Origin of the sequence: Streptococcus sp. CF7_Ac1-8, from assembly GCF_024295435.1 — a bacterium.
Lineage (GTDB): Bacteria > Bacillota > Bacilli > Lactobacillales > Streptococcaceae > Streptococcus > Streptococcus mitis_AP.
Genome location: NZ_JANCPI010000009.1, coordinates 61,837 through 87,184, shown reverse-complemented (window position 1 = coordinate 87,184; position 25,348 = coordinate 61,837). Strand labels below are relative to the sequence as shown.

Sequence of the window (25,348 nt, the reverse complement as noted above, 5' to 3'; positions counted from 1 at the left end):
TTTAGCGGGTGTAGTTTAGTGGTAAAACTACAGCCTTCCAAGCTGTTGTCGCGAGTTCGATTCTCGTCACCCGCTTTGAACTTTGTTCTTTGTACCAAGTTTTTGACTTGGGCGCGTAGCTCAGGTGGTTAGAGCGCACGCCTGATAAGCGTGAGGTCGGTGGTTCGAGTCCACTCGTGCCCATAGTGTTTAGTCCATTACTAGAGGATTGAAATATTATCTTTTTGCTAAGAGGACACGGGTTTATTCCCGTATAAACTATTTTGGAGGATTACCCAAGTCCGGCTGAAGGGAACGGTCTTGAAAACCGTCAGGCGTGTAAAAGCGTGCGTGGGTTCGAATCCCACATCCTCCTTTTTATTAACGCGGGATGGAGCAGCTCGGTAGCTCGTCGGGCTCATAACCCGAAGGTCGTAGGTTCAAATCCTGCTCCCGCAATAAGGCTCGGTAGCTCAGTTGGTAGAGCAATGGATTGAAGCTCCATGTGTCGGCGGTTCGATTCCGTCTCGCGCCATTTATATATTTTGGAAGGGTAGCGAAGAGGCTAAACGCGGCGGACTGTAAATCCGCTCCTTCGGGTTCGGGGGTTCGAATCCCTCCCCTTCCATTTTACGGGCATAGTTTAAAGGTAGAACTAAGGTCTCCAAAACCTTCAGTGTGGGTTCAATTCCTACTGCCCGTGTTAATAGAATTATGGCGGGTGTGGTGAAGTGGTTAACACACCAGATTGTGGCTCTGGCATGCGTGGGTTCGATCCCCATCACTCGCCTATTTTATATTATTGGGGTATAGCCAAGCGGTAAGGCAAGGGACTTTGACTCCCTCATGCGTTGGTTCGAATCCAGCTACCCCAGTTACTATTTGCCGGCGTGGCGGAATTGGCAGACGCGCTGGACTCAAAATCCAGTGTCCGCAAGGACGTGCCGGTTCGACCCCGGCCGCCGGTATAGTATAGAGTTAAGGAACGTTGTAAATCTTCGTTCCTTTTTTATATTATTTTTGGTATAATAATAGTTATTCAAATTTTATTCAGATTATGAAAGTGTAGGGAAGTATGTCTCGTTCTATCGATTTATTAAAACATCGGTATTTGAAAAATATTAAAAAAAATCCTGGATTATTTGTCGGGATTGAGCTGGAATATCCTGTTGTAAACTTGAAAGGGGATGCTACAGATGTTGAAGTTATCAAGTACTTATTCCGATATTTAGTTTCTTCTTTTGATTTAACTGTAGAAAAGGTTGATGATTTTGGGACTCCTATTCAGTTAGTGGAGCCAGCAAGTCAGGATGTTATTTTATTTGAAGTTTCCTATACTACGATTGAGTTTGCATTTGGTAAGGCTGAAACGATACAAGAGGTTGAAGAACGTTTTAGTATTTATATGGCAGCAATCCAGACAAAGTTAGCTGAATCAAATCATGCTATTGTTGGCTGTGGTATTCATCCCAACTGGGATAAAAATGAGAATTGTCCAGTGGCTTTCCCTCGGTATCGCATGTTGATGGACTATTTGAATTTGAGTAGGAATGTGAATGAATCAGACTTACATCATTTTCCTGAATATGGTGCTTTTATCTGTGGGAGTCAGGTACAGTTGGATGTTTCAAAGTCTAACTACTTACGGGTGATTAATGCTTTTACCCAAATTGAAGCTGTTAAGGCTTATTTATTTCCAAACTCTGAGTTTTCGGGAGCAGATTGGGATACGAAAATTTCAAGGGACATTTTCTGGGAAGACTCGATGCATGGTATCTATCCAGAGAACGTCGGTGTCAATGCTAGGCTATTTAAAGATGAGGATGATTTTTTTGATTATCTAGATCATTCTTCAATTTTTACTGCGGAACGTGATGGACAAACCTATTATTTTTATCCGATTCAGGCTAGGGACTATTTGGCTACACCTGAAATCCAAGCATATGCGCTTAATGGGGATGAGATTATTATTTATCCTCAAGAGAAGGATTTTGAAACCCATCGTAGTTATCAGTACCAAGACTTAACGACTCGCGGAACAGTTGAGTTTCGTAGTGTGTGTACTCAACCTCTAGATAGAACCTTCGCTTCAGCAGCTTTTCACTTAGGATTGTTGGTTAATTTAGATAAGTTAGAAGCTTACTTAGAAACAGTACCTTTCTTTAAAGAATTTGGTCGTGATTACAAGTTTTTAAGACGGCAATTTTCTAAAAAAAATCTTATAGCTGAGGAAAAAACTGCGATTATTGAATTTTCCAAAGACTTACTCCTTCTAGCTGAGGAAGGACTGGAGATGAGAAATAAGCAAGAAATGACCTACTTACAGGCTTTGAAAGAAGAATTGGGCCTATAATTTCTCTTACAAAAGGAGAATTTTCTGAAAAATCATGATATAATGGATGAGACTATAGATAAAGGACAGAGAGTAATGACATTAGTTTATCAATCAACGCGTGATGCCAACAATACAGTAACTGCTAGTCAAGCTATTTTGCAAGGTTTGGCGACGGACGGTGGTTTGTTTACACCGCTTACTTATCCAAAGGTAGATTTGGACTTTGACAAATTGAAAGATGCTTCTTATCAGGAAGTTGCTAAGTTAGTTTTGTCGGCATTTTTAGATGACTTTACAGCTGAGGAGTTGGATTACTGTATCAACAATGCCTACGATAGCAAATTTGATACTCCTGCTATCGCGCCATTAGTGAAATTAGACGGACAATATAACTTGGAACTTTTCCATGGTTCAACAATTGCCTTTAAGGATATGGCCTTGTCTATTTTGCCATACTTTATGACAACAGCTGCTAAGAAACATGGTTTGGAGAACAAGATTGTCATCTTGACAGCGACATCTGGTGATACTGGGAAAGCTGCTATGGCAGGATTTGCAGATGTACCTGGTACTGAGATTATCGTCTTTTATCCAAAGGATGGTGTCAGCAAGGTACAAGAGTTGCAAATGACCACTCAGACTGGCGACAATACTCATGTTATCGCTATTGATGGTAACTTTGACGATGCGCAAACAAATGTGAAGCACATGTTTAACGACGTAGTTCTTCGTGAAAGATTAGCGGCTAACAAGTTGCAATTTTCATCTGCAAACTCTATGAATATTGGTCGTTTGGTGCCACAGATTGTTTATTATGTTTATGCCTATGCTCAGTTAGTTAAGACTGGTGAGATTGTGGCTGGTGAACAGATCAACTTTACCGTACCAACAGGAAACTTTGGAAATATCTTGGCTGCTTTTTATGCCAAACAAATCGGCTTACCAGTTGGTAAATTGATCTGTGCTTCAAATGATAACAATGTTTTGACAGACTTCTTCAAGACACGTGTTTACGATAAGAAACGTGAGTTTAAGGTAACAACTAGCCCATCTATGGATATCTTGGTATCTTCAAACTTGGAGCGTCTCATTTTCCACCTTTTGGGTAATGATGCGGTTAAAACAGCTGAACTTATGAATGCCTTGAACAAGCAAGGACAATATGAGTTGACAGACTTTGATGCAGAGATTCTTAATCTCTTTGCAGCTGAATATGCGACTGAGGAAGAAACGGCAGCAGAAATCAAGCGTGTTTATGAGGCAGATTCTTATATCGAGGATCCACATACGGCGGTTGCCTCGGCAGTTTATAAGAAATACCAAGCGGCTACTGGCGATGTGACTAAGACAGTGATTGCTTCAACAGCGAGTCCATACAAGTTCCCAGTGGTTGCAGTAGAAGCTGTAACTGGAAAATCAGGGCTTGGCGACTTTGAAGCTTTGGCTCAATTACATGATATTTCAGGAGTGGCAGTGCCGCCAGCAGTTGACGGGCTTGAAACAGCTCCTGTTCGTCATAAGACAACTGTTGCAGCAACAGACATGCAAGTAGCGGTTGAGGCTTATCTAGGACTTTAAGACAGAGGGAGTAAACTCGGTTGGGAAACCAACTGAGTTTCTTTTCATCAGGAGGAAGGATTGTTTAAGAAAAATAAAGACATTCTTAATATTGCCTTGCCAGCTATGGGCGAAAACTTTTTGCAGATGCTCATGGGAATGGTGGACAGTTATCTGGTAGCCCACTTGGGCTTGATAGCTATTTCGGGTGTATCAGTAGCTGGCAATATTATCACGATTTACCAGGCGATTTTCATCGCTCTGGGAGCTGCTATTTCCAGTGTTATTTCAAAAAGTTTGGGGCAGAAGGATCAATCTATGCTAGCCTATCATGTGACTGAGTCCTTGAAGATTACCTTACTATTAAGTTTCCTTTTAGGATTTTTGTCCATCTTCGCTGGGAAAGAGATGATAGGATTTTTGGGGACGGAGAGAGATGTAGCTGAGAGTGGTGGGCTCTACCTATCTTTGGTAGGGGGATCGATTGTTCTATTAGGCTTAATGACGAGTTTGGGAGCCTTGATTCGTGCAATGCATAATCCACGTCTGCCTCTCTATGTTAGTCTTTTATCCAATGCCTTGAATATTCTTTTATCAAGTCTAGCTATTTTTGTTCTAGATATGGGGATAGCTGGTGTTGCTTGGGGGACAATTCTGTCTCGTTTGGTTGGTCTTGTGATTTTATGGTCGCAATTAAAGCTACCTTTTGAGAAACCGACTTTTGGACTTGATAAAGACTTACTGACCTTAGCTTTACCAGCAGCTGGAGAGCGGCTTATGATGCGGGCTGGAGATGTAGTGATCATTGCCTTGGTCGTTTCTTTTGGAACGGAGGCAGTGGCTGGAAATGCAATCGGAGAAGTCTTGACCCAGTTTAACTACATTCCTGCCTTTGGCGTTGCTACGGCAACGGTCATGCTGGTAGCTCGAGCAGTTGGAGAAGATGATTGGGAAAGAGTCGCTAGTTTGAGTAAACAAACCTTTTGGCTTTCTCTGGTCCTCATGCTACCCTTGACCTTCAGTATCTATGCTCTGGGTATACCACTAACTCATCTCTATACGACTGATTCTCTAGCGGTGGAGGCTAGTGTGCTAGTGACACTTTTTTCACTATTAGGGACCCCCATGGCTACTGGAACAGTCATCTATACGGCTGTTTGGCAGGGCTTGGAGAATGCTCGCCTTCCCTTTTATGCGACAAGTATAGGAATGTGGTGTATCCGCATTGGAACAGGATATCTGATGGGGATTGTGCTTGGTTGGGGCTTGCCCGGTATTTGGGCTGGAACCCTTTTGGATAATGGTTTTCGCTGGATATTTCTACGCTATCGTTACCAGCGTTATATGAGCTTGAAAGGATAGGAAATGCAAAAAACAGCTTTTATTTGGGATTTAGACGGGACTTTATTGGACTCTTACGAAGCGATTTTGTCAGGGATTGAGGAAACCTTTGGTCAGTTTGCTATTCCTTATGATAAGGAGCAGGTGAGAGAGTTTATCCTCAAGTTTTCTGTGCAGGATTTGCTTGTGCGGGTGGCAGAAGAGCGAAAGCTGGATGTGGAAGTGCTAAATCAGGTGCGTGCCCGGAGTTTGGCTGAGAAGAATGCTCAGGTAGTTTTGATGCCCGGTGCGCGTGATGTGCTAGCTTGGGCAGAGGAATCAGGAATTCAGCAGTTTGTTTACACTCATAAGGGAGACAATGCTCTTACCATTCTCAGAGATTTGGGTTTGGAGTCCTATTTTATGGAGATTTTAACCAGTCAGAGTGGCTTTGCGCGTAAACCCAGTCCAGAAGCGGCTACCTATCTGATAGACAAGTATCAGTTGGATCCTGAGAAAACCTATTATATAGGAGATCGGACTCTGGATGTGGAATTTGCCCAGAATAGTGGGATTCAAAGTATCAACTTTTTAGAGTCGATTTATGAAGGTAATCACAGGATTCAAGCGTTAGTAGATATTTACCATATTTTTGAGGTTGAGCGATAAAAAGATTGTGTCAGTTTTGTGACAGAGACCTAACAAACTATTTCAAGTAACCGAGTTTGTTACAAGGAATGGACAGTTCTGTTAAATAGGCCCAAGAGGGCTTTTTTTCTGCATTTTTTGTGTTATGATAGACAGGTACTCATTTGAAAGGAATTTGAAAGAATGAAGAAAAGAATATTATTAGCCTCAACAGTAGCCTTGTCATTTGCACCAGTATTGGCAACTCAAGCAGAAGAAGTTCTTTGGACTGCACGTAGTGTTGAGCAAATCCAAAACGATTTGACTAAAACGGACAACAAAACAAGTTATACAGTACAGTATGGTGATACATTGAGCACCATTGCAGAAGCCTTGGGTGTAGATGTCACAGTTCTTGCGAATTTGAATAAAATCACTAATATGGACTTGATTTTCCCAGAAACTGTTTTGACAACGACTATCAATGAAGCAGAAGAAGTAACGGAAGTTGAAATCCAAACTCCTCAAGCAGACTCTAGTGCAGAAGTAACAACTGCGACAGCAGATTTGACAACCAATCAAGTGACCGTAGATGATCAAACTGTTCAAGTTGCAGATCTTTCTCAACCAATTGCAGAAGCACCAAAAGAAGTAGAGACTACAAGTACAAAAAAAGTAGCATCAAGTTCAGAAGTTACAGAGACAGGGACTGCTTCAGAAGAAGTGGCACCATTTACAGGAACTTCTGTCCCAGAGGAGCAAACAGCAGAAACAAGTAGTGCAGTTGCAGAAGCAGCTCCTCAGGCAACGACTCAAGCTGAGAAGCAGGAAGCACAAGCAAGTCCTCAAGCTGAATCAGCAGTAGAAGCAACTACAGCGCCAGTAGAAGAAAAAGCAACCGAAACAACTGCAACAAGTTCAGAAGAAGCAAAAGAAGCATCATCAAAAGAAGCTACACCAGCAGTTTCGACTTATCAACCAGAAGAGACGAAACCAGTTTCAACAACTTACGCAGCTCCAGCTGCGCCTGATTATGCTGGACTTGCAGTAGCAAAATCTGAAAATGCAGGCCTTCAACCACAAACAGCTGCCTTTAAAGAAGAAATTGCTAACTTGTTTGGCATCACATCCTTTAGTGGTTACCGTCCAGGAGACAGTGGAGATCACGGAAAAGGGTTGGCTATCGACTTTATGGTACCAGAAAGCTCAGAACTAGGGGACAAGATTGCGGAATACGCTATTCAAAACATGGCCAGCCGTGGAATTAGTTATATTATCTGGAAACAACGTTTCTATGCTCCATTCGATAGCAAATATGGACCAGCTAATACTTGGAACCCAATGCCAGACCGTGGTAGCGTAACAGAAAACCACTATGACCACGTTCACGTTTCAATGAATGGATAAACCCGACTTTGTAATATCATTTTGACGAATGAGATATAGCTTTCATGATAGGAAGTAAGTCTCATTCGTTTTTTTATCATACTCTTTGAAAATCTCTTCAAACCACATCAGTTTTATCTGTAAACTCAAAACAGTGCTTTGAGCAACCTGCGGCTAGCTTCCTAGTTTGCTCTTTGATTTTCATTGAGTATCAATATGAATGGAAAATGGGAAGTTTCCATCTTGTAATAATCCAAGCAACATTCTTGCAATCTATTTTAGTTTGTATTATAATTGATTAGTCAATTATTGATAAATCAATAGAAAAGGGAAAGAAATGTTAGAAATTCAAGATTTACTGTATCAACTCCGCTTGTCTGAGCAAGCGAGTACGCAATTGTTTGAAAAAAGACTTGGAATTAGTTTGACAAGGTATCAGATTTTATTATTTTTGCTGGAGAATTCTCCTTGTAACCAAATGGCAGTTCAGGAGCGTTTGAAAATTGATCAGGCTGCCTTGACACGACATTTCAAGATTCTGGAAAAGGAAGGTTTGGTGGAGCGTCATCGCAATCCTGAAAATCAACGGGAAGTGTTGGTAGAGGCTACGAAGTATGCGAAGGAGCAGTTAGTGGTGAATCCTCCTCTGAAGCATATCAAGGTTAAAGAAGCGATGGCAAGTATCTTAACAGAGTCTGAAAGAACAGAACTCAGCCGTTTATTAAATAAATTGGTTTTGGGTATTGAAAATATAGAAATTTAAGGAGAAATAGATGTCAATTATTACAATCATTTTAGCAACGATTGTTGCTTTGGAGCATTTTTACATTTTTTATTTGGAAAGTATTGCAACGCAATCAGATGCGACTAGTCGTGTCTTTAACATGGACAAGGAAGAACTGGCTCGTCCGTCAGTAAGTTCATTGTTTAAAAATCAAGGGATTTATAATGCTTTGCTAGGAGTCTTTCTCCTGTATGGGATTTATTTCTCACAGAATTTAGAAATTGTGACTATTTTTGTCTTATTTGTGATTGGGGCTGCGGCCTATGGCTCTCTAACAGCAGATAAGAAAATTATTTTGAAGCAAGGTGGACCAGCTATTTTGACCTTGATTAGCATTTTACTTTTTAAATAAACTCAAAATGTCAATCCTAGTATCGCTAATCCTTTTCACTCCAGAATAAGGGAAATATGTTATACTTGTCTTTAAGAAAAGTGTTTCATGAAATCATTTGTAAGGAGATAGAAATGAAAGTATTAGTGACAGGTTTTGAGCCCTTTGGAGGGGAAAAGGTCAATCCAGCTTTGGAGGCTGTTAAAGGTTTACCAGCTGAAATCCATGGTGCGGAGATCCGCTGGCTAGAAGTGCCAACAGTCTTTCACAAATCGGCTCAAGTATTGGAAGAAGAGATGAGTAGTTATCAACCTGACTTTGTCCTTTGTATTGGCCAAGCTGGTGGAAGAACTAGTTTGACACCTGAACGAGTGGCCATTAACCAAGATGATGCACGCATTCCTGATAACGAAGGTAATAAACCGATTGACCTTCCCATTCGCCCAGATGGTGCTTCGGCCTACTTTAGTAGTTTGCCGATTAAAGCGATGGTCCAAGCTATAAAAAAAGAGGGATTACCGGCCTCTGTTTCCAATACGGCAGGGACTTTTGTCTGCAATCATTTGATGTATCAGGCCCTCTATTTGGTAGAAAAAAAATTTCCACATGTTAAGGCAGGTTTTATGCATATTCCTTATATGATGGAACAGGTGGTGAATCGGCCTACCACTCCAGCTATGAGTTTAGTGGATATTAGGCGAGGGCTAGAAGCGGCAATCGGCGCCATTATAGAACATGGAGATCAGGATCTCAGGTTGGTGGGCGGAGAAACTCATTGATAGAAAAAAGCTTGAGGGGTCACCTTCAAGCTTTTGGACGTTTTCGAGCCAGTACTGCTCTGTAGAAAATTATTTTATTGATTTGAATATAGGGTAGGAGTGAGAAACTAGCAATTCCAAAGGTAATCCAATTGAGGAAGTACCAAGGAAGGAGTTGTAAGTCTAGGACAAAGCGTTGAAATTTGTAGCCTTTCATCAGGAAACGGCTGGTTTTAAGGATTTGTCCTGGTTTGGCCTGTCCCAAGTCTAGGGTGTCACAGAGGAGAAATTCTACCTGTGAATAAGCATAGTATTGTGGAATATATAGACTATTTCCGACAATCATCAAGAGGATACTTGCTAGAAAGTAAAGACCAAAGGTCATGAGGAAGTGCTCAGTTTCAACTGACGTGAGATCCAGATTGGGAAACTCAGGATGGATGGCAACGAATTTCTTTGCTAGAAAGCTACTGTAAAAGAGGAAGTAAATCCCAAGTAAACTAGGAATGCTCCATAAGAAGAGGTAGAAACGTTTGAGAAGAAGAGTCAAAAAGGTTTGTGAAAAGTGTTCTTCGTTAAAGAGAGTAAGACTATTTTTGACGGATAGTTCTGTATCTGGATTCTTGATGAGTTTCAGCGTTGTATAAACTGAGTTGGTTAGAAGTATCGTCCCGATAAAGGAGACCAATAGTGGAAAGAGGTAGGCTTGGAATACATGACCAAACACGCTTAAAAAGGTTTGCTCTAAAATAGACTCGTTGATGCGCTCTAAGGGATTGAGGAAGCCAGACAAGATGACCAGCATGCTCGGTAAGAGATAGACGAGAAAGAGGCGGGGATTTTCAGCTTGAAATTGCCTAGCCTGCAGACGAATGGCTTTTAAATCAATTTTTGGGTATTTCATTCTCTCATTATACCATAGTTCGTGACAGTTCCAGCTTTTTTTGATAAAATCATACAGTATGCCCTTGGGCACAAAGTATGAACTGGGACTGTCTTTCCCAGCTTCGGAGGTAAAAAATGTCAGATTCACCAATCAAATATCGTTTGATTAAGAAAGAAAAACACACGGGAGCTCGTCTGGGAGAAATCATCACTCCCCACGGTACCTTTCCGACACCTATGTTTATGCCAGTTGGTACACAAGCCACTGTCAAAACTCAGTCACCTGAAGAATTGAAGGAGATGGGTTCGGGAATTATTCTGTCGAACACCTATCATCTCTGGCTTCGTCCTGGAGATGAACTTATCGCACGCGCAGGTGGTCTCCACAAGTTCATGAATTGGGACCAACCAATTTTGACAGATAGTGGTGGTTTCCAGGTTTATTCTCTAGCAGATAGCCGTAATATCACAGAAGAAGGCGTAACCTTTAAAAACCATCTCAATGGTTCTAAGATGTTCTTGTCTCCGGAGAAAGCTATCTCTATTCAGAACAATCTGGGCTCAGACATCATGATGTCCTTTGACGAATGTCCTCAGTTTTATCAACCTTATGACTACGTTAAGAAATCCATCGAGCGTACCAGCCGTTGGGCTGAGCGCGGTTTGAAGGCTCACCGTCGTCCGCATGACCAAGGATTGTTTGGGATTGTGCAAGGGGCAGGATTTGAAGACCTGCGTCGCCAGTCGGCTCATGACCTTGTCAGCATGGATTTCCCAGGCTACTCTATCGGTGGACTAGCAGTTGGAGAAACACACGAAGAGATGAATGCCGTCTTGGACTTTACAACCCAACTGCTACCTGAAAACAAACCTCGCTATTTGATGGGTGTGGGAGCGCCAGATAGCTTGATCGATGGGGTGATTCGTGGGGTGGATATGTTTGACTGTGTCTTGCCGACTCGTATCGCTCGTAACGGTACCTGTATGACCAGTCAAGGACGTTTGGTTGTAAAAAATGCTCAGTTTGCTGAGGACTTTACGCCACTGGATCCTGAATGTGATTGCTACACATGTAAGAACTACACACGCGCCTACCTTCGCCACCTCCTCAAAGCCGATGAAACCTTCGGTATCCGCTTGACTAGCTACCATAATCTTTACTTCTTGCTTAACCTGATGAAGCAAGTGCGACAAGCCATCATGGATGATAATCTTTTGGAATTTCGTGAGTATTTTGTTGAAAAATATGGCTATAATAAATCAGGCCGTAATTTCTAAAATGGAATTGATATAAGCCAAAATCCTAAGTTTTCTCTTGGGATTTTTCTTCTTTTTTTGATAGAATAAAGTGTACAATGAAAGGAAGAATAAACTCGTATGCGCATTAAATGGTTTTCCTTGATTAGGATTACAGGTTTACTTTTGGTACTCTTGTATCACTTCTTTCAGACCATCTTTCCTGGAGGATTTTTCGGGGTAGATGTCTTTTTCACATTTTCAGGTTTCCTGATTACGGCTTTACTCATCGAAGAATTTTCTAAGAATCACGAGATTGACTTGATTGGATTTTTTAGAAGACGTTTTTATCGGATTGTGCCACCTGTGGTTTTGATGGTCTTGGTAACCATGCCCTTTACCTTTCTAGTTCGCCAAGATTATGTGGCTGGAATTGGGGGTCAGATTGCGGGTGTCTTAGGCTTTATGACCAACTTCTATGAACTCCTAACAGGAGGGAGCTATGAATCTCAGTTCATTCCTCATTTGTTTGTTCATAATTGGAGCTTGGCTGTTGAGGTTCACTACTATATTCTTTGGGGCTTGGCAGTTTGGTTCTTATCCAAACAGGCTAAATCAAATGGTCAGTTGAGAGGAATGGTTTTTCTCTTGTCTGCTGCTGCCTTCTTGATTAGCTTCTTCTCCATGTTTATTGGTAGTTTTCTAGTAACCTCTTATTCCTCTGTTTACTTCTCCAGTTTAACCCATGTCTATCCCTTCTTTTTGGGAAGTGTGTTAGCAACTGTTGTAGGAGTTCGTCAGACGACTTCTCTCGTCAAGCAGTTGGATAAAATCTGGGATTTACGAAAGACCTTGTTGGTTTTTGCAGGAGGTTTTGGCTTCTTACTCATTTTGACCTTCTTTGTCAAATTTACCTATCTTTTTGCCTATCTTATGGGCTTCTTGCTTGCCAGTCTTGCTGCCCTTGCCATGATTCTGGCAGCGCGTGTCTTACATGAAAAGACTCCTAATATGCAGGAGCCAAAGATTGTTAGTTTTTTAGCAGATACTAGTTATGCGGTTTATCTCTTCCATTGGCCTTTCTACATTATTTTTTCACAGTTGACATCAAATCTTTTTGCTGTGTTACTGACTTTGATTTTTTCTTATGGCTTTGCCAGCCTATCATTTTATGTGTTGGAACCTTGGATTGCAGGAAAGGATACACCTATTCTACAAACTCTTCGTCCCCTGCCTCATATTCACACAATTCTTGCTGCAAGTACAGGAATCTTGGCCTTCATTGTCTTTTTAGTGACTTTGATGGCACCACAAGTGGGAGCCTTTGAGACAGACTTGACTGTCAATGGCTTGAAGCAAGCTGAAACAAATATTGGTCAGACAAAGTTGATGGCAGAACGAGCAGAAGCTGATAGTTTGGGAATTGCTGATGGCACTATGTTAATTGGTGATTCGGTAGCACTAAGAGCTAATACAGCTTTGCAGACAGCCCTTCCTGGAGCACAGATTAATGCGCAGGTCAGCAGAACAACCAAGACCGCCAATGAAATCATGCTCAACAATAGCCAGAATAAATTTCTACCAAAGATGGTGGTTATTGCAACAGGGGTAAATAATCCTGAAAATTACAAGGAAGATTGGGATAGTATCGTGAAAAATCTTCCTAAGGGGCACCATATGGTTTTGGTGACTCCTTATGAGGGGGATAAGACAAAAGAGACTTACGCAATCGTTGAGAAGGCGGCTGCCTATATGAGAGAATTAGCAGAGAAGACTCCTTACATCACGATAGCAGATTGGAATCAAGCTGCTAAGGAACATCCAGAAATTTGGACTGGGACAGACCAAGTCCATTTTGGAAGTGACAATAGTAAAATTGAAGCAGGAGCTAAATTGTATGCAGATACCATTGCTGCAGCCTTGCAAACAGCTCAAGACAAGCCAGTCAAATCAAAATAACTTGTATTAAAAAGAGAAGAGTTGGAGAAATCCAGCTCTTTTAAAATATATCTAGAAAACAGGTCTATACCATTTACAAATGAATCAGAAAGGTTTATAATGTAATTGACATAATAAATATCAAAAGTAATCTTTTAAGGAGGTCATTATTATGCCTAATTACGTTAAAGCGGATCAGTTTTTCTATCCATTTGGCATTCGTCGCGGTGGGTACTTAGAACTTGTTGATGGCAAATTTGGGAAACATGTGGATCAAATTCCTGAAGGAGCAGAGGTTCTTGACTATACTGGTTATAGCATTGCACCAGGTCTTGTGGATACTCATATTCATGGATATGCAGGTGTAGATGTGATGGACAACAACATTGAAGGTACATTGCATACTATGAGTGAAGGACTTCTTAGTACCGGTGTTACCAGTTTCTTGCCCACAACTTTAACAGCCACTTATGAGCAATTGCTTGCAGTCACTGAAAATCTTGGAAACCATTATAAAGAAGCAACAGGTGCTAAGATTCGTGGAATTTATTATGAAGGTCCATATTTCACAGAAACTTTTAAGGGGGCACAAAATCCAACTTATATGAGAGACCCGGGTGTTGAGGAGTTTCATTCTTGGCAGGATGCTGCAAAAGGGATGCTAAATAAAATCGCTATTGCACCAGAACGTGATGGGGTGGAAGATTTTGTACGTACTATTACAGGTGAAGGTGTGACAGTTGCACTTGGACACTCAGATGCGACATTTGAACAAGCTAAGAAGGCAGTCGATGCTGGAGCTAGTGTTTGGGTACATGCCTATAATGGGATGCGTGGTTTAACACACCGCGAACTCGGTATGGTAGGAGCTATGTATGAGCTCCCACATACTTACGCAGAATTGATTTGTGATGGTTATCACGTAGATCCAAAAGCTTGTGAGATTTTACTTAAGCAAAAGGGGACAGAAAACATCGCTCTTATTACGGACTGTATGACAGCTGGTGGGCTTGAAGACGGTGACTATATGTTGGGAGAATTCCCTGTTGTAGTAGCAAATGGAACTGCACGTCTCAAATCTACTGGTAATTTGGCAGGTTCTATCCTCAAACTTAAAGATGGTATGAGAAATGTAGTCGAGTGGGGTATTGCAAATCCACACGAAGCGGTCATGATGGCTAGCCTTAACCCAGCTAAATCTGTTCACATTGATGATGTCTGTGGTCAAATCCGTGAAGGCTACGACGCAGACTTTATCGTATTAGATAAAGATTTGGAATTGGTAGCAACCTATCTAGATGGTGTGAAACGTTATCAAGCATAAGAGAGAAAGCAGAAGTTAGTGACTAGCTTCTGCTTTTTTATCTATATTGCTTTACCGGTAAATAAAAAAGTTAAAAAAATCACAAAAAAACTTGAAGAAACAAACGAAAAGGCTTACAATTATATTATAAATAGTACAAATAAAAAAACGGAGGAATGCTTTATGAAAGCCTATACTTATGTTAAACCAGGACTTGCTTCTTTTGTTGATGTAGACAAACCAGTGATTCGCAAGCCAACAGACGCTATTGTGCGTATCGTAAAAACCACTATTTGTGGAACAGACCTCCATATTATCAAAGGGGATGTTCCTGCTTGCCAAAGTGGTACCATTCTTGGTCACGAAGGGATTGGGATAGTTGAAGAAGTTGGGGAAGGAGTTTCGAACTTCAAAAAAGGCGATAAGGTCTTGATTTCTTGTGTCTGTGCCTGTGGTAAATGCTACTACTGTAAAAAAGGAATTTATGCCCACTGTGAAGACGAAGGGGGATGGATTTTCGGTCACTTGATTGATGGTATGCAGGCTGAATATTTACGTGTTCCTCATGCAGATAACACTCTTTACCACACTCCAGAAGACTTGTCAGATGAAGCCTTGGTTATGCTATCAGACATTTTGCCTACTGGGTATGAAATTGGTGTCTTGAAAGGGAAGGTAGAACCTGGTTGTAGTGTGGCCATTATTGGTTCAGGTCCAGTTGGATTGGCTGCTCTTTTGACAGCTCAATTCTATTCACCAGCTAAATTGATTATGGTAGACTTAGACGATAACCGCTTGGAAACTGCTGTATCATTTGGTGCGACTCACAAGATTAATTCTTCAGACCCTGAAAAAGCCATTAAAGAAATTTATGATTTGACAGATGGTCGTGGTGTGGATGTTGCTATCGAAGCTGTTGGTATTCCTGCAACATTTGATTTTTGTCAAAAGATTATCGGTGTAGACGGAACGGTTGCTAACTGTGGTGTACATGGTAAACCAGTTGAATTCGACTTGGATAAACTTTGGATTCGCAACATCAATGTAACAACTGGTTTGGTATCTACAAATACAACTCCACAATTGTTGAAAGCACTTGAAAGTCATAAGATTGAACCAGAAAAATTGGTAACTCACTATTTCAAACTAAGTGAAATTGAAAAAGCCTATGAAGTTTTCAGTAAAGCAGCAGACCACCATGCAATTAAGGTCATCATCGAAAACGATATTTCAGAAGCTTAAGTAGTAAAAACATTTTGGAACACAAGCAAATAGAAATTCAGTCATTCATCAGATGGCTGGATTTTTTATCAAAAAATTAAGAAATGAGCATATTTCTTTCCTTGTTTAATGGAATTAGTTATAATATACGATACAAAGGAAATGAATGAATATGTATCGTGTTATAGAAATGTATGGAGATTTTGAACCTTGGTGGTTCTTAGAAGGTTGGGAAGAAGATATTGTAGCTAGTAAGAAATTTGATCAGTATTATGATGCTCTCAAATACTACAAAACTTGCTGGTTTAGATTGGAACAAGAATCCCCTCTTTATAAAAGTAGAAGTGACTTGATGACCATTTTCTGGGATCCAGAAGACCAACGTTGGTGTGATGAATGTGACGAGTATTTACAACAATACCATTCTTTGGCTCTTTTGCAGGACGAGCAGGTTATTCCAGATGAAAAATTACGCCCAGGCTATGAAAAACAAACAGGTAAGGAAAGGCACCGTTCTTGCCGTATGAAATTAAATTAGAGAAAAAGTAACTTTTTTGGAGTTGCTTTTTTTATTTTTCCAACTCTTTGCGAATAGTATAGTTGAGGAGGTAAGTATGGTTCAAGAAATTGCACAAGAAATCATTCGTTCGGCTCGAAAAAAAGGAGCGCAAGACATTTATTTTGTCCCCAAGTTAGACGCCTATGAGCTTCATATGAGGGTCGGAGACAAGCGCTGTAAAATCGGTTCTTATGATTTTGAAAAATTTGCGGCCGTTATCAGTCACTTTAAGTTTGTAGCGGGTATGAATGTTGGGGAGAAGAGACGTAGTCAACTTGGTTCCTGTGATTATGAATATGACCAGAAGATGGCATCTCTACGTCTATCTACCGTAGGCGATTATCGAGGGCATGAGAGTTTGGTGATTCGCTTGTTGCATGATGAGGAGCAGGACTTGCATTTTTGGTTTCAGGACATTGAAGAATTAGGTAAGCAGTACAGGCAACGTGGTCTCTATCTTTTTGCAGGTCCAGTCGGCAGTGGTAAGACAACACTGATGCACGAATTGGCCAAGTCCCTCTTTAAAGGACAGCAGGTCATGTCCATCGAAGATCCTGTTGAAATCAAGCAGGACGACATGCTCCAATTGCAGTTGAATGAGGCAATCGGGTTGACCTATGAAAATCTCATCAAACTTTCCTTACGTCATCGACCAGATCTCTTGATTATCGGAGAAATTCGAGACAGCGAGACGGCGCGTGCAGTGGTCAGAGCCAGTTTGACAGGGGCGACGGTCTTTTCAACCATTCATGCCAAGAGTATCCGAGGTGTTTATGAACGCTTGCTGGAGTTGGGTGTGAGTGAGGAGGAATTGACAGTCGTTCTGCAAGGAGTCTGCTACCAGAGATTAATCGGGGGAGGAGGAATCGTTGACTTTGCAAACAAAGACTATCAAGAACACCAGCCAACTAGCTGGAATGAACAGATTGACCAGCTTATTAAAGATGGACATATCACAAGTCTTCAGGCTGAAACAGAAAAAATTAGCTACAGCTAAGCAAAAAAATATCATTACCTTGTTTAACAATCTCTTTTCCAGCGGTTTTCATCTGGTGGAGACTATCTCCTTTTTAGATAGGAGTGCTTTGTTAGACAAGCAGTGTGTGACCCAGATGCGCACGGGCTTGTCTCAAGGGAAATCATTCTCAGAAATGATGGAAAGTTTGGGGTTTTCAAGTGCCATTGTCACTCAGCTATCCCTAGCTGAGGTTCATGGGAATCTTCACCTGAGTTTGGGAAAGATAGAAGAATATCTAGATAATCTGGCCAAGGTCAAGAAAAAGTTAATTGAAGTAGCGACCTATCCCTTGATTTTGCTGGGATTTCTTCTCTTAATTATGCTGGGACTACGCAACTACCTACTACCCCAACTGGACAGTAGCAATATTGCCACCCAAATCATCGGTAATTTGCCACAAATCTTTCTGGGCATGGTAGGGTTTGTTTCTGTATTTGCACTTTTAGCAGTAACTTTCTATAAAAGAAGTTCTAAGATGCGCGTCTTTTCTATCTTAGCACGCCTTCCTTTTCTTGGAATCTTTGTACAGACCTATTTGACAGCCTATTATGCGCGTGAATGGGGGAATATGATTTCACAGGGAATGGAGCTGACGCAGATTTTTCAGATCATGCAGGAACAAGGTTCCCAGCTCTTTAAAGAAATCGGTCAAGATCTGGCTCAAGCTCTGCAAAATGGTCGCGAATTTTCTCAGACGATAGGAACCTATCCTTTCTTTAGGAAGGAATTGAGTCTCATCATCGAGTATGGGGAAGTCAAGTCCAAGCTGGGGAGTGAGTTGGAAATCTATGCTGAAAAAACTTGGGAAGCCTTTTTTACCCGAGTCAATCGCACCATGAATTTGGTGCAGCCATTAGTTTTTATCTTTGTGGCCCTTATTATCGTTTTACTTTATGCGGCAATGCTCATGCCCATGTATCAAAATATGGAGGTAAATTTTTAACATGAAAAAAATGATGACATTCTTGAAAAAAGCGAAAGTGAAGGCTTTCACGCTTGTGGAAATGTAGGTTACTAAAATTATCTATATTTTCCACTTGATAACAATGTCCTCAGCTGTTACCTGAACCTTGTTTATAAGCCCTCTAACAAGTACCTTCTGTTTCTCATAATCCATTGAAAACACTTTTTCAGCGTTTAGCAGATTCCTCATATCAGCCTTTCTTTTGTTCTTCCTGAGTGCTGGATCGTTTTCCAGTTCAGTCTCAAGAGTAGCCCTCATGCTTATAAATTCGGCTGACTTGCTCTGTAATTCTTCAAGGGTAATGCGGTCATCTATGTATAGATCGTTGAGTCTGCTTAGTTTCTTTGATAGCTCCTCTATTTGTCTCTTGTAGCTCTCGCGGTCTATGGCCTCAGCATTGTCTCCTGAAAATATTTTGTCTAGGTAATCAGCGTCATCTTGTAGTTTACTTATTTCTTCTAGCACATAGGCCTCTAGCTTGTCTTTGTAGTAAAATCCTGAGTCACACTTTTTATTGTCGTTGTAGGTAGTAACGCCTCTCAGCGTTCGTGGGTGCCTTTGATGGCATTCATATTTTTTTAACCTGCTCCCATCTTTCCTCTTTACGCCTAACATAATTTTTAAAGGAGCGCCACAATATCCACATTGGGCGATACCGGATAGAATATACTTAGCTTGGAATGGTCTAGGATTGACATTCTCTGCTGCTGTCCTTTGTCTGATTTTTAACTCAGATTGAGTCTTATCGTATTCCTCTTTTGAAATAATCGGCTCATGATTACCTGGATAAATTTCTCCCTTATACTGATTGAAACCACAATAGACAGGGTTATCTAGTATGGTCCTGACCGCCCGATAACTCCAAGGCACATGCTTTGGGTATTTCTCATTCAGATCATCTCTCAGTTTAGTAATGGATCTCCCTCTCAGATAACTCTCAAATATAAATTTAACAGTCAGAGCCTGAGCTGGATTGATAGTAATGGTTCCAGTCTCTCTGTGGTAGTCGTATCCATAGGATGTTTTAGCCCACATCATGGATTTTCCAGCCTTGGCCCGTCCTATTTTACCAAGTTGCATACGCTCCTTGATTTGCTCTCTTTCTAGCTGGGCAAAGACACTCAAGAGTCCAATCATAGCCTTACCAAAGGGAGTAGAGGTGTCAAAATTTTCCTGCAAGCTCAGAAAGGCTATATTATTCTTTATGAAAATATCTTCAATCAAGTAAAGCGTGTCTTTTTGACTACGGCTAAGACGGTCCAGCTTATAGACTAGAACTGTGTCAAATTTTCTTTTTTTTGCGTCTTTGATAAGACTTTCTAGCGCTGGTCTGTCAGTATTGGATCCTGAGAAACCTCCATCAGTATATACTTTATATACATTCCAGTCTTTGATGTCGCAATAGCTAGAGAGTTTAGCTTTTTGTTCATCTATCGAGTAGCCCTCTTCTGCCTGAGATGTGGTCGACACCCTAACATAGATTGCGACTTTATTTGTAGTTATCATTGAATTTGTACCTCTTTTTTGATAAAATGGGTACAAGAAAAAGAGCTTTTTAATGCTTTTTTCTTGCCTACAGCCTCACGCTCTCGGTCGCCAAACTTCTGAGCGTGGGGCTTTTTTTGTTTTTATTGTAAAAGTCGTTGTTTCTGTGCTGTAAATTCTTCCTGTGTCAGAACACCAGCGTCTAGTAGTTCTTTTAGTTTCATTAGCTCATCAGCAACAGATATACTTGATATGGTTTGCTCAATTTGTGGAGCCTCTGCAACTTGTTCAACTGGTACTGTTTGACTGAGGTTTTCAGCTAGGATACTAAGTAACTTAACCTCTAGCTCAGCATTGTAAGGCACGTTTAGAACTGTTTTGAAAGGGTCATCTCTAGTCAGTACAATAGTTCTAGTTACTTGTTGACTAGTTACAGCCTCATTCTCCCCTGTGGATTGTTTCTTAGCTGTCAACGCACCCGCCAAAGTTCCAACTCCTGGCATGAGGATAGTACCCACGGCTGCTCTAGTCATAACGCCCTTACGCTTTTCTTTACCCTTTGATTTTGTAGAAGTAACCTCTTTGACGGACTCAAAGACCTGTATGTCTTTTATTGTGTCGTACTTAACAATGGTACCCAATCCCATTGAACCAAGAGAGATGACTCTTAAGTTATCATCCCACTTGGCACACATGAAAATCTTGCCTGTAGGTTTCATAGCCTCAGCTAATTGTTTCATTTCTTCCTTGTATTGGCGTTTAGCCTCTTTCATTTCTGCACTATCAAAAATTCCCATTATCCTATACCTCTCTAATTTTTCTTATAAATATCTACGACCTCTCCGATTGTTCGGATGTCGTCGTTTTCTGACAAGTGGATTTCTTCGTATCCACTATTTAAACTTTGTAAGTACCAAGAACCATCATAATCTCTTTTAAGCTTTTTGACGAAGTTCTTGCCGTTCACTTGGAAAATGCCGATTGAGTTGATATCCACTTGACTAGTTACCTTGATAAATAGAAGGTCATTATCTTCTATGAGTGGCTCCATTGAGTCGCCTGCCACCTTAGCTATCGTGTCGTATTCCTCTGGCACATCTTCAGCTCTGAGCTTTACTTCCATGTGTAAATTGTCTTCCTGAAACGTTCCATGTCCTGCTGCAACCAAGCCCTCAACGTAGTCAATGATATAATCTTCATTGCTTACCTTCTCGAAGATAGAAACAACCTTAGAACTTTCCTGCTCATCAAGTTGAGCACTGGCAAAGTCGAGGACCTTTTCTTGTCTAGGTTCTTCTAGTTGGTTGTAGATGGTTAGGATTTCGGGTCTTTCTTTACTCTCTTTTTGAATTCCTAAAAGAAATTCTGGCGTAATATTGAAGATTCTAGCAAAATCATCAGCTTTATTGAGAGGGAATTCTCTAGTCTTATTGAAATACCTAGACATTGTTGATTTAGCTATTCCAACACGTCTAGCTAACTCACTCATAGACATCCCTTTCTTTTTAGCTTCTTCCTGGATTAAAGAAATGATTTCTTCATTAGTTCTCATGTTTCTTAGTTCCTTTTATTTGATAAGTTAATTATATCATCGTTCCCAAATAAATACAAGAGAAACACAAAAAAACATTTTTTATTATTTTTTTTAAAAAAATAGTTGACAAAATGGAACGAATAGAGTTATAATGAACTCGTTCCGTGTCGGGAACGAAAAATACTAAAAGGAGAACACGTTATGACAGTTAATCTGAAACGATTAAAAGCTGAACGGATTGCTAGTGGCATGACACAAGATGAAGTAGCTCATAAGATGGGTTGGAAATCACGTACACCATACGCTAAACGTGAAAACGGCTTAGTTTCTATTGGCGCCGACGAACTTGCGAAAATCACAAAGATTTTTGGACTGCCAATGGAAAAAATCACTATTTTTTTTAGCGATAACGTTCCCGAAATGGAACATACAGCTTAGGAAGGAGTACTCATGAAGCAATTAAAACTAAGCATTAAACCAAAGCAAGAACCTACTGAGGGTCAATCTCTTAATTCGTCAGGTTATTCAGTAAAAATCAATGACTGGGAACTCGGTCGTGGGGTTACTGATTTTAAATTAGAAATGCCTGCGAGCGGAAAACCAAAAATCACTATCACAGCGTTTCCAAATGTTATTGAAATCGATGCGATAGTGATTGCTGAAATTCAGAATTTACAATCTGAATGCGATATAGAATCCTGAGAAATCTTCTTCGAGATATCCTGAAATTTGACCAGTTGAGATTAGTTTCTTAGCAGTATCTCTAAAATCATCTTGATCAAATTCTTCAGAGTGGAAATCATGAGAAGTTCCAACTGGAACAGTCGACTCCAGTTTAGCAAATTCTAGGATTTTATCAGCTATATTTTTATCAAATGACATTTTTAACCCTCCTTTCTGCTTACATTATAGCAGAAAGAAATTGAGAAAAATAGAAAGGAGAAAGAATGGTTGAAAATAAGCGAAGTCAAAAACAATGCTTTTTATCAGTTCCCTCAGTGGTTGCTAGATAAAAAATACAAAGGTCTGAGCTTGAGAGGCAAAGTCATGTATATGCTAGTCTTTGACAGACGTACATTGTCGGTCCAGAATAAGTGGCACGACAGAAACGGAGATGTCTTCGTTTACTTCACCATTGAAGAATTCATGGATAAGCTCTCCTGTAGCCGTCAATCAGTAATAAACGCAAAGAAAGAACTGAGTGATTATGGCTTAATCAGAGAGGACCAGCAAGGAGTAAATAAGCCCAATCGTATATATATCAGCGGAAGTCTAGAAAATAGACTTCAAGAAGTCCAAAAATTAGACGCAGGAAGTCTAGAAAATAGACTTCAAGAAGTCCAAAAATTAGACGGAATCAAGACTGATAATATCAATACTAATTTATCAAGACTGAGTGAACCAGAGGGGGTTGGTGCTAATAATCTATATAGTATAGAGGACGCCCCAGCAGAAAATGATTTGGGAATTGTTTATGACTGGATTTTCTCAGAGTTTGGACGACAACCGACACCGTTCGAGATTGAGGACTTGAAATATTTCTTGCAAGACCATAGTAAAGAGGTTATCAAGTTAGCAATCAAAGAATGTGTGGGCAATGGTAAGCCTTACTTCAAATACCTTGAAAGCATCTTGAGAGATTGGAAGCAAAAAGGTCTAACGACTGTTGAGTTAGTAGAGAATAGGCAGAAGCCTACTCGGTCAAATAGTAAGTTGAACGGTCGCTTGAGATTGTCCGATGATGGATTTGATCCACGGCTTGGATTTTAGGGGGGTGCGCATGCAAGTAGTATCAAGCAAAGAATTGCAAGAACGAGCCTTGCAGGTTGAGACGTTGAAGCAACAATGCCCAAAACACGAAGGGGTCTATATGTGGCGGTCGGTCAACCCTTGCACTCGTAACACGCTGAACTATTGTCCTGAATGTGTTCAAGAAACCATCAACCAGAACGCAAGCGAGCAGTTAGCTATTGCTGAAGCTCAAATCAGAGATACGAGATCATATTCTCTCTTTATGAAAGAGAGCATCATCCCAAACGATTTAAAAAATGCGACTGTTGGAAATTTTGAAATCCATACAAATCAGGACGCTGAAGCAGTCAATTTCGCTAAGCGAGTCACGGCTGACTATGTGAAAGAGCGCTACGAAGGGAATACGATTATCTCTGGACCGCCTGGAGTTGGCAAGAGTCATCTGGCAGTTGGAATAGCTAAGACCTTAAACGAGAGCTTTCAAATGCTCCAAGTTCGCAAATCGGTAGTCTATATGCCATCCATGGAGCTGTTCTCTCGAATGCAAGAGGCTTTTCAATACAAGGACTCTAAGTGGGAACAACGCTCAGTCGTGAAATTCCTGCAAAACGTTGACTTCTTGATTTTGGACGACCTGGGCAAAGAGTCAAGTGTTGGGAACGAAATCAGACAAGGCAATAACTGGATGCAGAAAGTCCTGTATCAAATACTTGAAAACAGGACGAATACAATTATCACAACTAATTTTGAAGGTAAGCACCTCAAAGAACTTTACGAGCAAAGTCTCGTTGACAGAATAACGAAAGGAAATATGAAGACGAATGCTTTTAAGTTCAGCAAAGACACAGCTTCGAGACGCTCCTTGTCAGCAACTGACTACTGAGGAACGCAAGCAGGCTATTGAACAGTTTGAAAGCCAATTTTACGGACTATCAACCTTGCTTAAAGAGAGGTTGCTGATTACGACAGACGAACGGTTCACTAATAAGATGAACGAGCTGACGTATTATGCGACGAATGGAAGTGTATATACGACATAAAATAAAAAAAGCACCTGACGGCAATCAGGCGCTCAACAAAATTATTCAAGGAAATTATAACATGAAGAGAAAAAAAGAGCAATGGAAACCAAGAATTATAAACATCATGGCAGATGGTTCTCAAGTTGATGATCTGACAGGATATGTCATCCCTGCTGGTCATTCGTACTATGACATCATTCTAGGAATGAACAAGCAATCTAATGAGGAGGGTGTAGCTTAATGAAATTACTTACTAAGTTAAAACTCAGACTTGAAGTAGTTCTTAAAGCAGTCAACCTTGACTGGCGAGAGGTGGCGGTCGAACTCATGAACGACCTATTTGAGGAGCGCAAGCGTCGCTTTGCTTTCGAGCAAGAAAACTATGACTTGAAGCAGGAGCTTGCTGCCTACAAGTACAAAGAACAAATCGAAAAAGGAGAACAATATGTTTAAAACAATTCGTACAATCAAGAAAATAAAACAACTTCAGAAAGCAATGCACGATGCAAGCGTAGCATTCCTACTTATGCAAGACCTCGGTTTGGTTCCTGATAGCGAAAAAGGAAGAACCAGAGCTAAATCGTTTCATGATGTAAGCCACATGATCAAGGACATCTTAGACGGCAAGTCAGTAGATGAAGCCATGACAAGACTAGAAATCAAAATGAAAGATGAAGAGGTGGAGCAGGAAGATGACCAGAATTGAACTTGAAAACCGTGTGTGGCTTTTGGCCAATCATGAAGAAAAAAACGAATTGTTGGATCTTGGGCTAACATCCAAGGCCAGATATGTGAAACGAGTTCTGGAACTTGGAAAGGTGTATGCGCATGTTTGATTATGACAGAGATATAATGCAACCGCCTGAAGAACGAGAAGAACTTGACCCAAGCCAGTACATCTATGTTGGATGTGGGCAGTATCGATACGTGGGTGATGAAGTATGATTCAGGAGCTACACGAAGAAATCGATAACCGGCGAGCTGAATATATTCATCTTGGCCGAGAACTCGGAGAAATCATCAACGATCAACAGGATATTATTTTGAAATTGCAAAACGAAAATAGACGTATAAAACGTGAAAATTGGAATTTGAAGAAGACGAAAGGTAGAAAGAAATGACAAATATACCTTCAAACAAAGGGAAAAGTTATATCAGAATTGAAATGTCTCCGAAACAGAAAGAATTGATTGGAGTTTTAGCTGAACTCGAAGGCTCTACGTCGCAAGACTTGCTGAATAGAGTAGTCGAGCGATTTATCGATAGCAATTTAGGACTTATTGATGATTATAGAAACGGTTTGGACGACCTGAAACAAAATGCTAGACGCAGATTGACAATGAAGAATTAAGGA

29 protein-coding genes, 10 tRNA genes and 1 pseudogene are annotated in these 25,348 nt (G+C 40.6%); 35 read left to right on the top strand and 5 right to left on the bottom strand.

Annotated features, from left to right (window positions below):
• The first annotated feature begins 4 nt into the window (after nucleotides 1-4).
• The 18 genes from NMM26_RS06165 to pcp all read left to right on the top strand — a co-directional run bounded on the left by NMM26_RS06165 (nucleotide 5) and on the right by pcp (nucleotide 9,098).
• Nucleotides 5-75, top strand: a tRNA-Gly gene (locus tag NMM26_RS06165).
• Nucleotides 76-109: 34 nt separating this feature from the next.
• A tRNA-Ile gene (locus tag NMM26_RS06160) sits at nucleotides 110-183 on the top strand.
• A gap of 82 nt (nucleotides 184-265) precedes the next feature.
• Nucleotides 266-355, top strand: a tRNA-Ser gene (locus NMM26_RS06155).
• A 9-nt stretch (nucleotides 356-364) separates the two neighbouring features.
• Nucleotides 365-438: transfer RNA gene (locus NMM26_RS06150), tRNA-Met, on the top strand.
• 3 nt (nucleotides 439-441) lie between these two features.
• A tRNA-Phe gene (locus NMM26_RS06145) sits at nucleotides 442-514 on the top strand.
• A 12-nt stretch (nucleotides 515-526) separates the two neighbouring features.
• Nucleotides 527-607 (top strand) — tRNA-Tyr (locus tag NMM26_RS06140).
• 4 nt (nucleotides 608-611) lie between these two features.
• Nucleotides 612-682, top strand: a tRNA-Trp gene (locus tag NMM26_RS06135).
• 14 nt (nucleotides 683-696) lie between these two features.
• Nucleotides 697-769 (top strand) — tRNA-His (locus tag NMM26_RS06130).
• A 13-nt stretch (nucleotides 770-782) separates the two neighbouring features.
• Nucleotides 783-854: transfer RNA gene (locus NMM26_RS06125), tRNA-Gln, on the top strand.
• A gap of 9 nt (nucleotides 855-863) precedes the next feature.
• Nucleotides 864-947 (top strand) — tRNA-Leu (locus NMM26_RS06120).
• Between the two features lie 107 nt (nucleotides 948-1,054).
• On the top strand, nucleotides 1,055-2,332 hold the full coding sequence (locus NMM26_RS06115; protein WP_254754016.1) for a gamma-glutamylcysteine synthetase: 1,278 nt from the start codon (nucleotides 1,055-1,057) through the stop codon (nucleotides 2,330-2,332).
• 75 nt (nucleotides 2,333-2,407) lie between these two features.
• Entirely contained in the window at nucleotides 2,408-3,892 is a 1,485-nt protein-coding gene (gene thrC / locus NMM26_RS06110; RefSeq protein ID WP_254754015.1) for a threonine synthase, read from the top strand.
• Nucleotides 3,893-3,952: 60 nt separating this feature from the next.
• A complete protein-coding gene (locus tag NMM26_RS06105; RefSeq protein WP_254754014.1) occupies nucleotides 3,953-5,233 on the top strand; it encodes an MATE family efflux transporter in 1,281 nt (426 codons plus the stop codon).
• Between the two features lie 3 nt (nucleotides 5,234-5,236).
• The gene (locus NMM26_RS06100) at nucleotides 5,237-5,860 is read left to right on the top strand and encodes an HAD family hydrolase (protein ID WP_001172841.1); all 624 of its coding nucleotides are present in this window, start codon (nucleotides 5,237-5,239) and stop codon (nucleotides 5,858-5,860) included.
• A 162-nt stretch (nucleotides 5,861-6,022) separates the two neighbouring features.
• Nucleotides 6,023-7,225 carry a LysM domain-containing protein gene (locus tag NMM26_RS06095; protein ID WP_254754013.1) on the top strand — a complete coding sequence of 401 codons (1,203 nt, stop codon included), beginning with the start codon at nucleotides 6,023-6,025 and terminating at the stop codon, nucleotides 7,223-7,225.
• A gap of 316 nt (nucleotides 7,226-7,541) precedes the next feature.
• Nucleotides 7,542-7,967, top strand: a complete 426-nt coding sequence (locus NMM26_RS06090) for a MarR family winged helix-turn-helix transcriptional regulator (RefSeq protein WP_000890083.1) — start codon at nucleotides 7,542-7,544, stop codon at nucleotides 7,965-7,967.
• A 10-nt stretch (nucleotides 7,968-7,977) separates the two neighbouring features.
• A complete protein-coding gene (locus NMM26_RS06085; RefSeq protein ID WP_000022852.1) occupies nucleotides 7,978-8,340 on the top strand; it encodes a DUF1304 domain-containing protein in 363 nt (120 codons plus the stop codon).
• Nucleotides 8,341-8,453: 113 nt separating this feature from the next.
• Nucleotides 8,454-9,098 (top strand): pyroglutamyl-peptidase I, encoded by a 645-nt coding sequence (pcp, locus tag NMM26_RS06080; RefSeq protein ID WP_000866929.1) that lies wholly within the window; start codon nucleotides 8,454-8,456, stop codon nucleotides 9,096-9,098.
• Nucleotides 9,099-9,123: 25 nt separating this feature from the next.
• Here pcp and NMM26_RS06075 read toward each other — a convergent pair whose 3' ends face one another.
• Nucleotides 9,124-9,981: a DUF975 family protein gene (locus NMM26_RS06075; RefSeq protein ID WP_000876899.1), complete on the bottom strand. Its 858-nt coding sequence runs from the start codon at nucleotides 9,979-9,981 to the stop codon at nucleotides 9,124-9,126.
• Nucleotides 9,982-10,097: 116 nt separating this feature from the next.
• Between NMM26_RS06075 and tgt the strand changes: the two genes are divergently transcribed.
• The 8 genes and pseudogenes from tgt to NMM26_RS06035 all read left to right on the top strand — a co-directional run.
• Entirely contained in the window at nucleotides 10,098-11,240 is a 1,143-nt protein-coding gene (gene tgt / locus NMM26_RS06070; RefSeq protein ID WP_001285237.1) for a tRNA guanosine(34) transglycosylase Tgt, read from the top strand.
• A 99-nt stretch (nucleotides 11,241-11,339) separates the two neighbouring features.
• A complete protein-coding gene (locus NMM26_RS06065; RefSeq protein WP_001220870.1) occupies nucleotides 11,340-13,157 on the top strand; it encodes an acyltransferase family protein in 1,818 nt (605 codons plus the stop codon).
• A 151-nt stretch (nucleotides 13,158-13,308) separates the two neighbouring features.
• Complete coding sequence (gene nagA / locus NMM26_RS06060; RefSeq protein ID WP_001134549.1) at nucleotides 13,309-14,460, top strand: N-acetylglucosamine-6-phosphate deacetylase; 1,152 nt, start codon at nucleotides 13,309-13,311, stop codon at nucleotides 14,458-14,460.
• Nucleotides 14,461-14,622: 162 nt separating this feature from the next.
• Nucleotides 14,623-15,681, top strand: coding sequence for a zinc-dependent alcohol dehydrogenase family protein (locus NMM26_RS06055; RefSeq protein WP_000649459.1), 1,059 nt, complete (start codon nucleotides 14,623-14,625; stop codon nucleotides 15,679-15,681).
• Between the two features lie 151 nt (nucleotides 15,682-15,832).
• Nucleotides 15,833-16,198: a DUF1033 family protein gene (locus NMM26_RS06050; protein WP_000286406.1), complete on the top strand. Its 366-nt coding sequence runs from the start codon at nucleotides 15,833-15,835 to the stop codon at nucleotides 16,196-16,198.
• Between the two features lie 76 nt (nucleotides 16,199-16,274).
• The gene (gene comGA, locus NMM26_RS06045) at nucleotides 16,275-17,216 is read left to right on the top strand and encodes a competence type IV pilus ATPase ComGA (protein ID WP_000249560.1); all 942 of its coding nucleotides are present in this window, start codon (nucleotides 16,275-16,277) and stop codon (nucleotides 17,214-17,216) included.
• Nucleotides 17,164-18,180 (top strand): competence type IV pilus assembly protein ComGB, encoded by a 1,017-nt coding sequence (comGB, locus tag NMM26_RS06040; RefSeq protein WP_080566633.1) that lies wholly within the window; start codon nucleotides 17,164-17,166, stop codon nucleotides 18,178-18,180. Before comGA ends, comGB begins: the two co-directional genes overlap by 53 nt.
• 1 nt (nucleotide 18,181) lies before the next feature.
• A pseudogene (locus NMM26_RS06035) lies at nucleotides 18,182-18,244 on the top strand (competence protein ComGC); the annotation flags it as partial.
• 17 nt (nucleotides 18,245-18,261) lie between these two features.
• On the opposite strand, the gene NMM26_RS06030 reads toward NMM26_RS06035, so the two are convergent.
• The 3 genes from NMM26_RS06030 to NMM26_RS06020 form a co-directional block, all read right to left on the bottom strand.
• Nucleotides 18,262-19,707: a recombinase family protein gene (locus tag NMM26_RS06030; protein WP_254754012.1), complete on the bottom strand. Its 1,446-nt coding sequence runs from the start codon at nucleotides 19,705-19,707 to the stop codon at nucleotides 18,262-18,264.
• Between the two features lie 122 nt (nucleotides 19,708-19,829).
• Nucleotides 19,830-20,483 (bottom strand): SHOCT domain-containing protein, encoded by a 654-nt coding sequence (locus NMM26_RS06025; protein ID WP_254754011.1) that lies wholly within the window; start codon nucleotides 20,481-20,483, stop codon nucleotides 19,830-19,832.
• 14 nt (nucleotides 20,484-20,497) lie between these two features.
• Nucleotides 20,498-21,238, bottom strand: coding sequence for an XRE family transcriptional regulator (locus NMM26_RS06020; protein ID WP_254754010.1), 741 nt, complete (start codon nucleotides 21,236-21,238; stop codon nucleotides 20,498-20,500).
• A 183-nt stretch (nucleotides 21,239-21,421) separates the two neighbouring features.
• On the opposite strand from NMM26_RS06020, the gene NMM26_RS06015 reads away from it, so the two are divergent.
• Nucleotides 21,422-21,658, top strand: coding sequence for a helix-turn-helix transcriptional regulator (locus tag NMM26_RS06015; RefSeq protein WP_254754009.1), 237 nt, complete (start codon nucleotides 21,422-21,424; stop codon nucleotides 21,656-21,658).
• Between the two features lie 12 nt (nucleotides 21,659-21,670).
• Nucleotides 21,671-21,922 (top strand): hypothetical protein, encoded by a 252-nt coding sequence (locus NMM26_RS06010; RefSeq protein WP_254754008.1) that lies wholly within the window; start codon nucleotides 21,671-21,673, stop codon nucleotides 21,920-21,922.
• Here the strand turns inward: NMM26_RS06010 and NMM26_RS06005 are convergent.
• Entirely contained in the window at nucleotides 21,893-22,102 is a 210-nt protein-coding gene (locus tag NMM26_RS06005) for a hypothetical protein (RefSeq protein WP_254754007.1), read from the bottom strand. The two genes, NMM26_RS06010 and NMM26_RS06005, sit on opposite strands and share 30 nt — an antisense overlap.
• Before the next feature lie 69 nt (nucleotides 22,103-22,171).
• On the opposite strand from NMM26_RS06005, the gene NMM26_RS06000 reads away from it, so the two are divergent.
• The 7 genes from NMM26_RS06000 to NMM26_RS05970 all read left to right on the top strand — a co-directional run bounded on the left by NMM26_RS06000 (nucleotide 22,172) and on the right by NMM26_RS05970 (nucleotide 25,345).
• Nucleotides 22,172-22,990 (top strand): replication initiator protein A, encoded by an 819-nt coding sequence (locus tag NMM26_RS06000; RefSeq protein WP_254754006.1) that lies wholly within the window; start codon nucleotides 22,172-22,174, stop codon nucleotides 22,988-22,990.
• Nucleotides 22,991-23,000: 10 nt separating this feature from the next.
• Nucleotides 23,001-23,855 (top strand): ATP-binding protein, encoded by an 855-nt coding sequence (locus tag NMM26_RS05995; protein ID WP_254754005.1) that lies wholly within the window; start codon nucleotides 23,001-23,003, stop codon nucleotides 23,853-23,855.
• A 218-nt stretch (nucleotides 23,856-24,073) separates the two neighbouring features.
• Nucleotides 24,074-24,235, top strand: coding sequence for a hypothetical protein (locus NMM26_RS05990; protein ID WP_254754004.1), 162 nt, complete (start codon nucleotides 24,074-24,076; stop codon nucleotides 24,233-24,235).
• Entirely contained in the window at nucleotides 24,235-24,447 is a 213-nt protein-coding gene (locus NMM26_RS05985; protein WP_254754003.1) for a hypothetical protein, read from the top strand. Before NMM26_RS05990 ends, NMM26_RS05985 begins: the two co-directional genes overlap by 1 nt.
• Entirely contained in the window at nucleotides 24,440-24,700 is a 261-nt protein-coding gene (locus NMM26_RS05980; RefSeq protein WP_254754002.1) for a hypothetical protein, read from the top strand. Before NMM26_RS05985 ends, NMM26_RS05980 begins: the two co-directional genes overlap by 8 nt.
• Nucleotides 24,701-24,935: 235 nt before the next feature.
• A complete protein-coding gene (locus NMM26_RS05975) occupies nucleotides 24,936-25,115 on the top strand; it encodes a hypothetical protein (protein WP_254754001.1) in 180 nt (59 codons plus the stop codon).
• 44 nt (nucleotides 25,116-25,159) lie between these two features.
• Nucleotides 25,160-25,345 (top strand): hypothetical protein, encoded by a 186-nt coding sequence (locus NMM26_RS05970; protein WP_254754000.1) that lies wholly within the window; start codon nucleotides 25,160-25,162, stop codon nucleotides 25,343-25,345.
• Nucleotides 25,346-25,348 lie beyond the last annotated feature (3 nt).

Bases quoted from the DNA above. Each gene is read 5' to 3' on its own strand.
- NMM26_RS05995 (WP_254754005.1), top strand. From the start codon at position 23,001: ATGCAAGTAGTATCAAGCAAAGAATTGCAAGAACGAGCCTTGCAGGTT.
- NMM26_RS05975 (WP_254754001.1), top strand. From the start codon at position 24,936: ATGATTCAGGAGCTACACGAAGAAATCGATAACCGGCGAGCTGAATAT.
- NMM26_RS06065 (WP_001220870.1), top strand. From the start codon at position 11,340: ATGCGCATTAAATGGTTTTCCTTGATTAGGATTACAGGTTTACTTTTG.
- thrC (WP_254754015.1), top strand. From the start codon at position 2,408: ATGACATTAGTTTATCAATCAACGCGTGATGCCAACAATACAGTAACT.
- comGB (WP_080566633.1), top strand. From the start codon at position 17,164: ATGGACATATCACAAGTCTTCAGGCTGAAACAGAAAAAATTAGCTACA.
- NMM26_RS06025 (WP_254754011.1), bottom strand. From the start codon at position 20,483: ATGGGAATTTTTGATAGTGCAGAAATGAAAGAGGCTAAACGCCAATAC.
- NMM26_RS06115 (WP_254754016.1), top strand. From the start codon at position 1,055: ATGTCTCGTTCTATCGATTTATTAAAACATCGGTATTTGAAAAATATT.
- NMM26_RS05990 (WP_254754004.1), top strand. From the start codon at position 24,074: ATGAAGAGAAAAAAAGAGCAATGGAAACCAAGAATTATAAACATCATG.
- NMM26_RS05985 (WP_254754003.1), top strand. From the start codon at position 24,235: ATGAAATTACTTACTAAGTTAAAACTCAGACTTGAAGTAGTTCTTAAA.
- tgt (WP_001285237.1), top strand. From the start codon at position 10,098: ATGTCAGATTCACCAATCAAATATCGTTTGATTAAGAAAGAAAAACAC.
- NMM26_RS06100 (WP_001172841.1), top strand. From the start codon at position 5,237: ATGCAAAAAACAGCTTTTATTTGGGATTTAGACGGGACTTTATTGGAC.
- NMM26_RS06005 (WP_254754007.1), bottom strand. From the start codon at position 22,102: ATGTCATTTGATAAAAATATAGCTGATAAAATCCTAGAATTTGCTAAA.
- NMM26_RS06020 (WP_254754010.1), bottom strand. From the start codon at position 21,238: ATGAGAACTAATGAAGAAATCATTTCTTTAATCCAGGAAGAAGCTAAA.
- NMM26_RS05970 (WP_254754000.1), top strand. From the start codon at position 25,160: ATGTCTCCGAAACAGAAAGAATTGATTGGAGTTTTAGCTGAACTCGAA.
- NMM26_RS06015 (WP_254754009.1), top strand. From the start codon at position 21,422: ATGACAGTTAATCTGAAACGATTAAAAGCTGAACGGATTGCTAGTGGC.
- NMM26_RS06010 (WP_254754008.1), top strand. From the start codon at position 21,671: ATGAAGCAATTAAAACTAAGCATTAAACCAAAGCAAGAACCTACTGAG.
- NMM26_RS06030 (WP_254754012.1), bottom strand. From the start codon at position 19,707: ATGATAACTACAAATAAAGTCGCAATCTATGTTAGGGTGTCGACCACA.
- nagA (WP_001134549.1), top strand. From the start codon at position 13,309: ATGCCTAATTACGTTAAAGCGGATCAGTTTTTCTATCCATTTGGCATT.
- NMM26_RS06090 (WP_000890083.1), top strand. From the start codon at position 7,542: ATGTTAGAAATTCAAGATTTACTGTATCAACTCCGCTTGTCTGAGCAA.
- NMM26_RS05980 (WP_254754002.1), top strand. From the start codon at position 24,440: ATGTTTAAAACAATTCGTACAATCAAGAAAATAAAACAACTTCAGAAA.
- NMM26_RS06075 (WP_000876899.1), bottom strand. From the start codon at position 9,981: ATGAAATACCCAAAAATTGATTTAAAAGCCATTCGTCTGCAGGCTAGG.
- pcp (WP_000866929.1), top strand. From the start codon at position 8,454: ATGAAAGTATTAGTGACAGGTTTTGAGCCCTTTGGAGGGGAAAAGGTC.
- NMM26_RS06085 (WP_000022852.1), top strand. From the start codon at position 7,978: ATGTCAATTATTACAATCATTTTAGCAACGATTGTTGCTTTGGAGCAT.
- NMM26_RS06095 (WP_254754013.1), top strand. From the start codon at position 6,023: ATGAAGAAAAGAATATTATTAGCCTCAACAGTAGCCTTGTCATTTGCA.
- NMM26_RS06050 (WP_000286406.1), top strand. From the start codon at position 15,833: ATGTATCGTGTTATAGAAATGTATGGAGATTTTGAACCTTGGTGGTTC.
- NMM26_RS06055 (WP_000649459.1), top strand. From the start codon at position 14,623: ATGAAAGCCTATACTTATGTTAAACCAGGACTTGCTTCTTTTGTTGAT.
- comGA (WP_000249560.1), top strand. From the start codon at position 16,275: ATGGTTCAAGAAATTGCACAAGAAATCATTCGTTCGGCTCGAAAAAAA.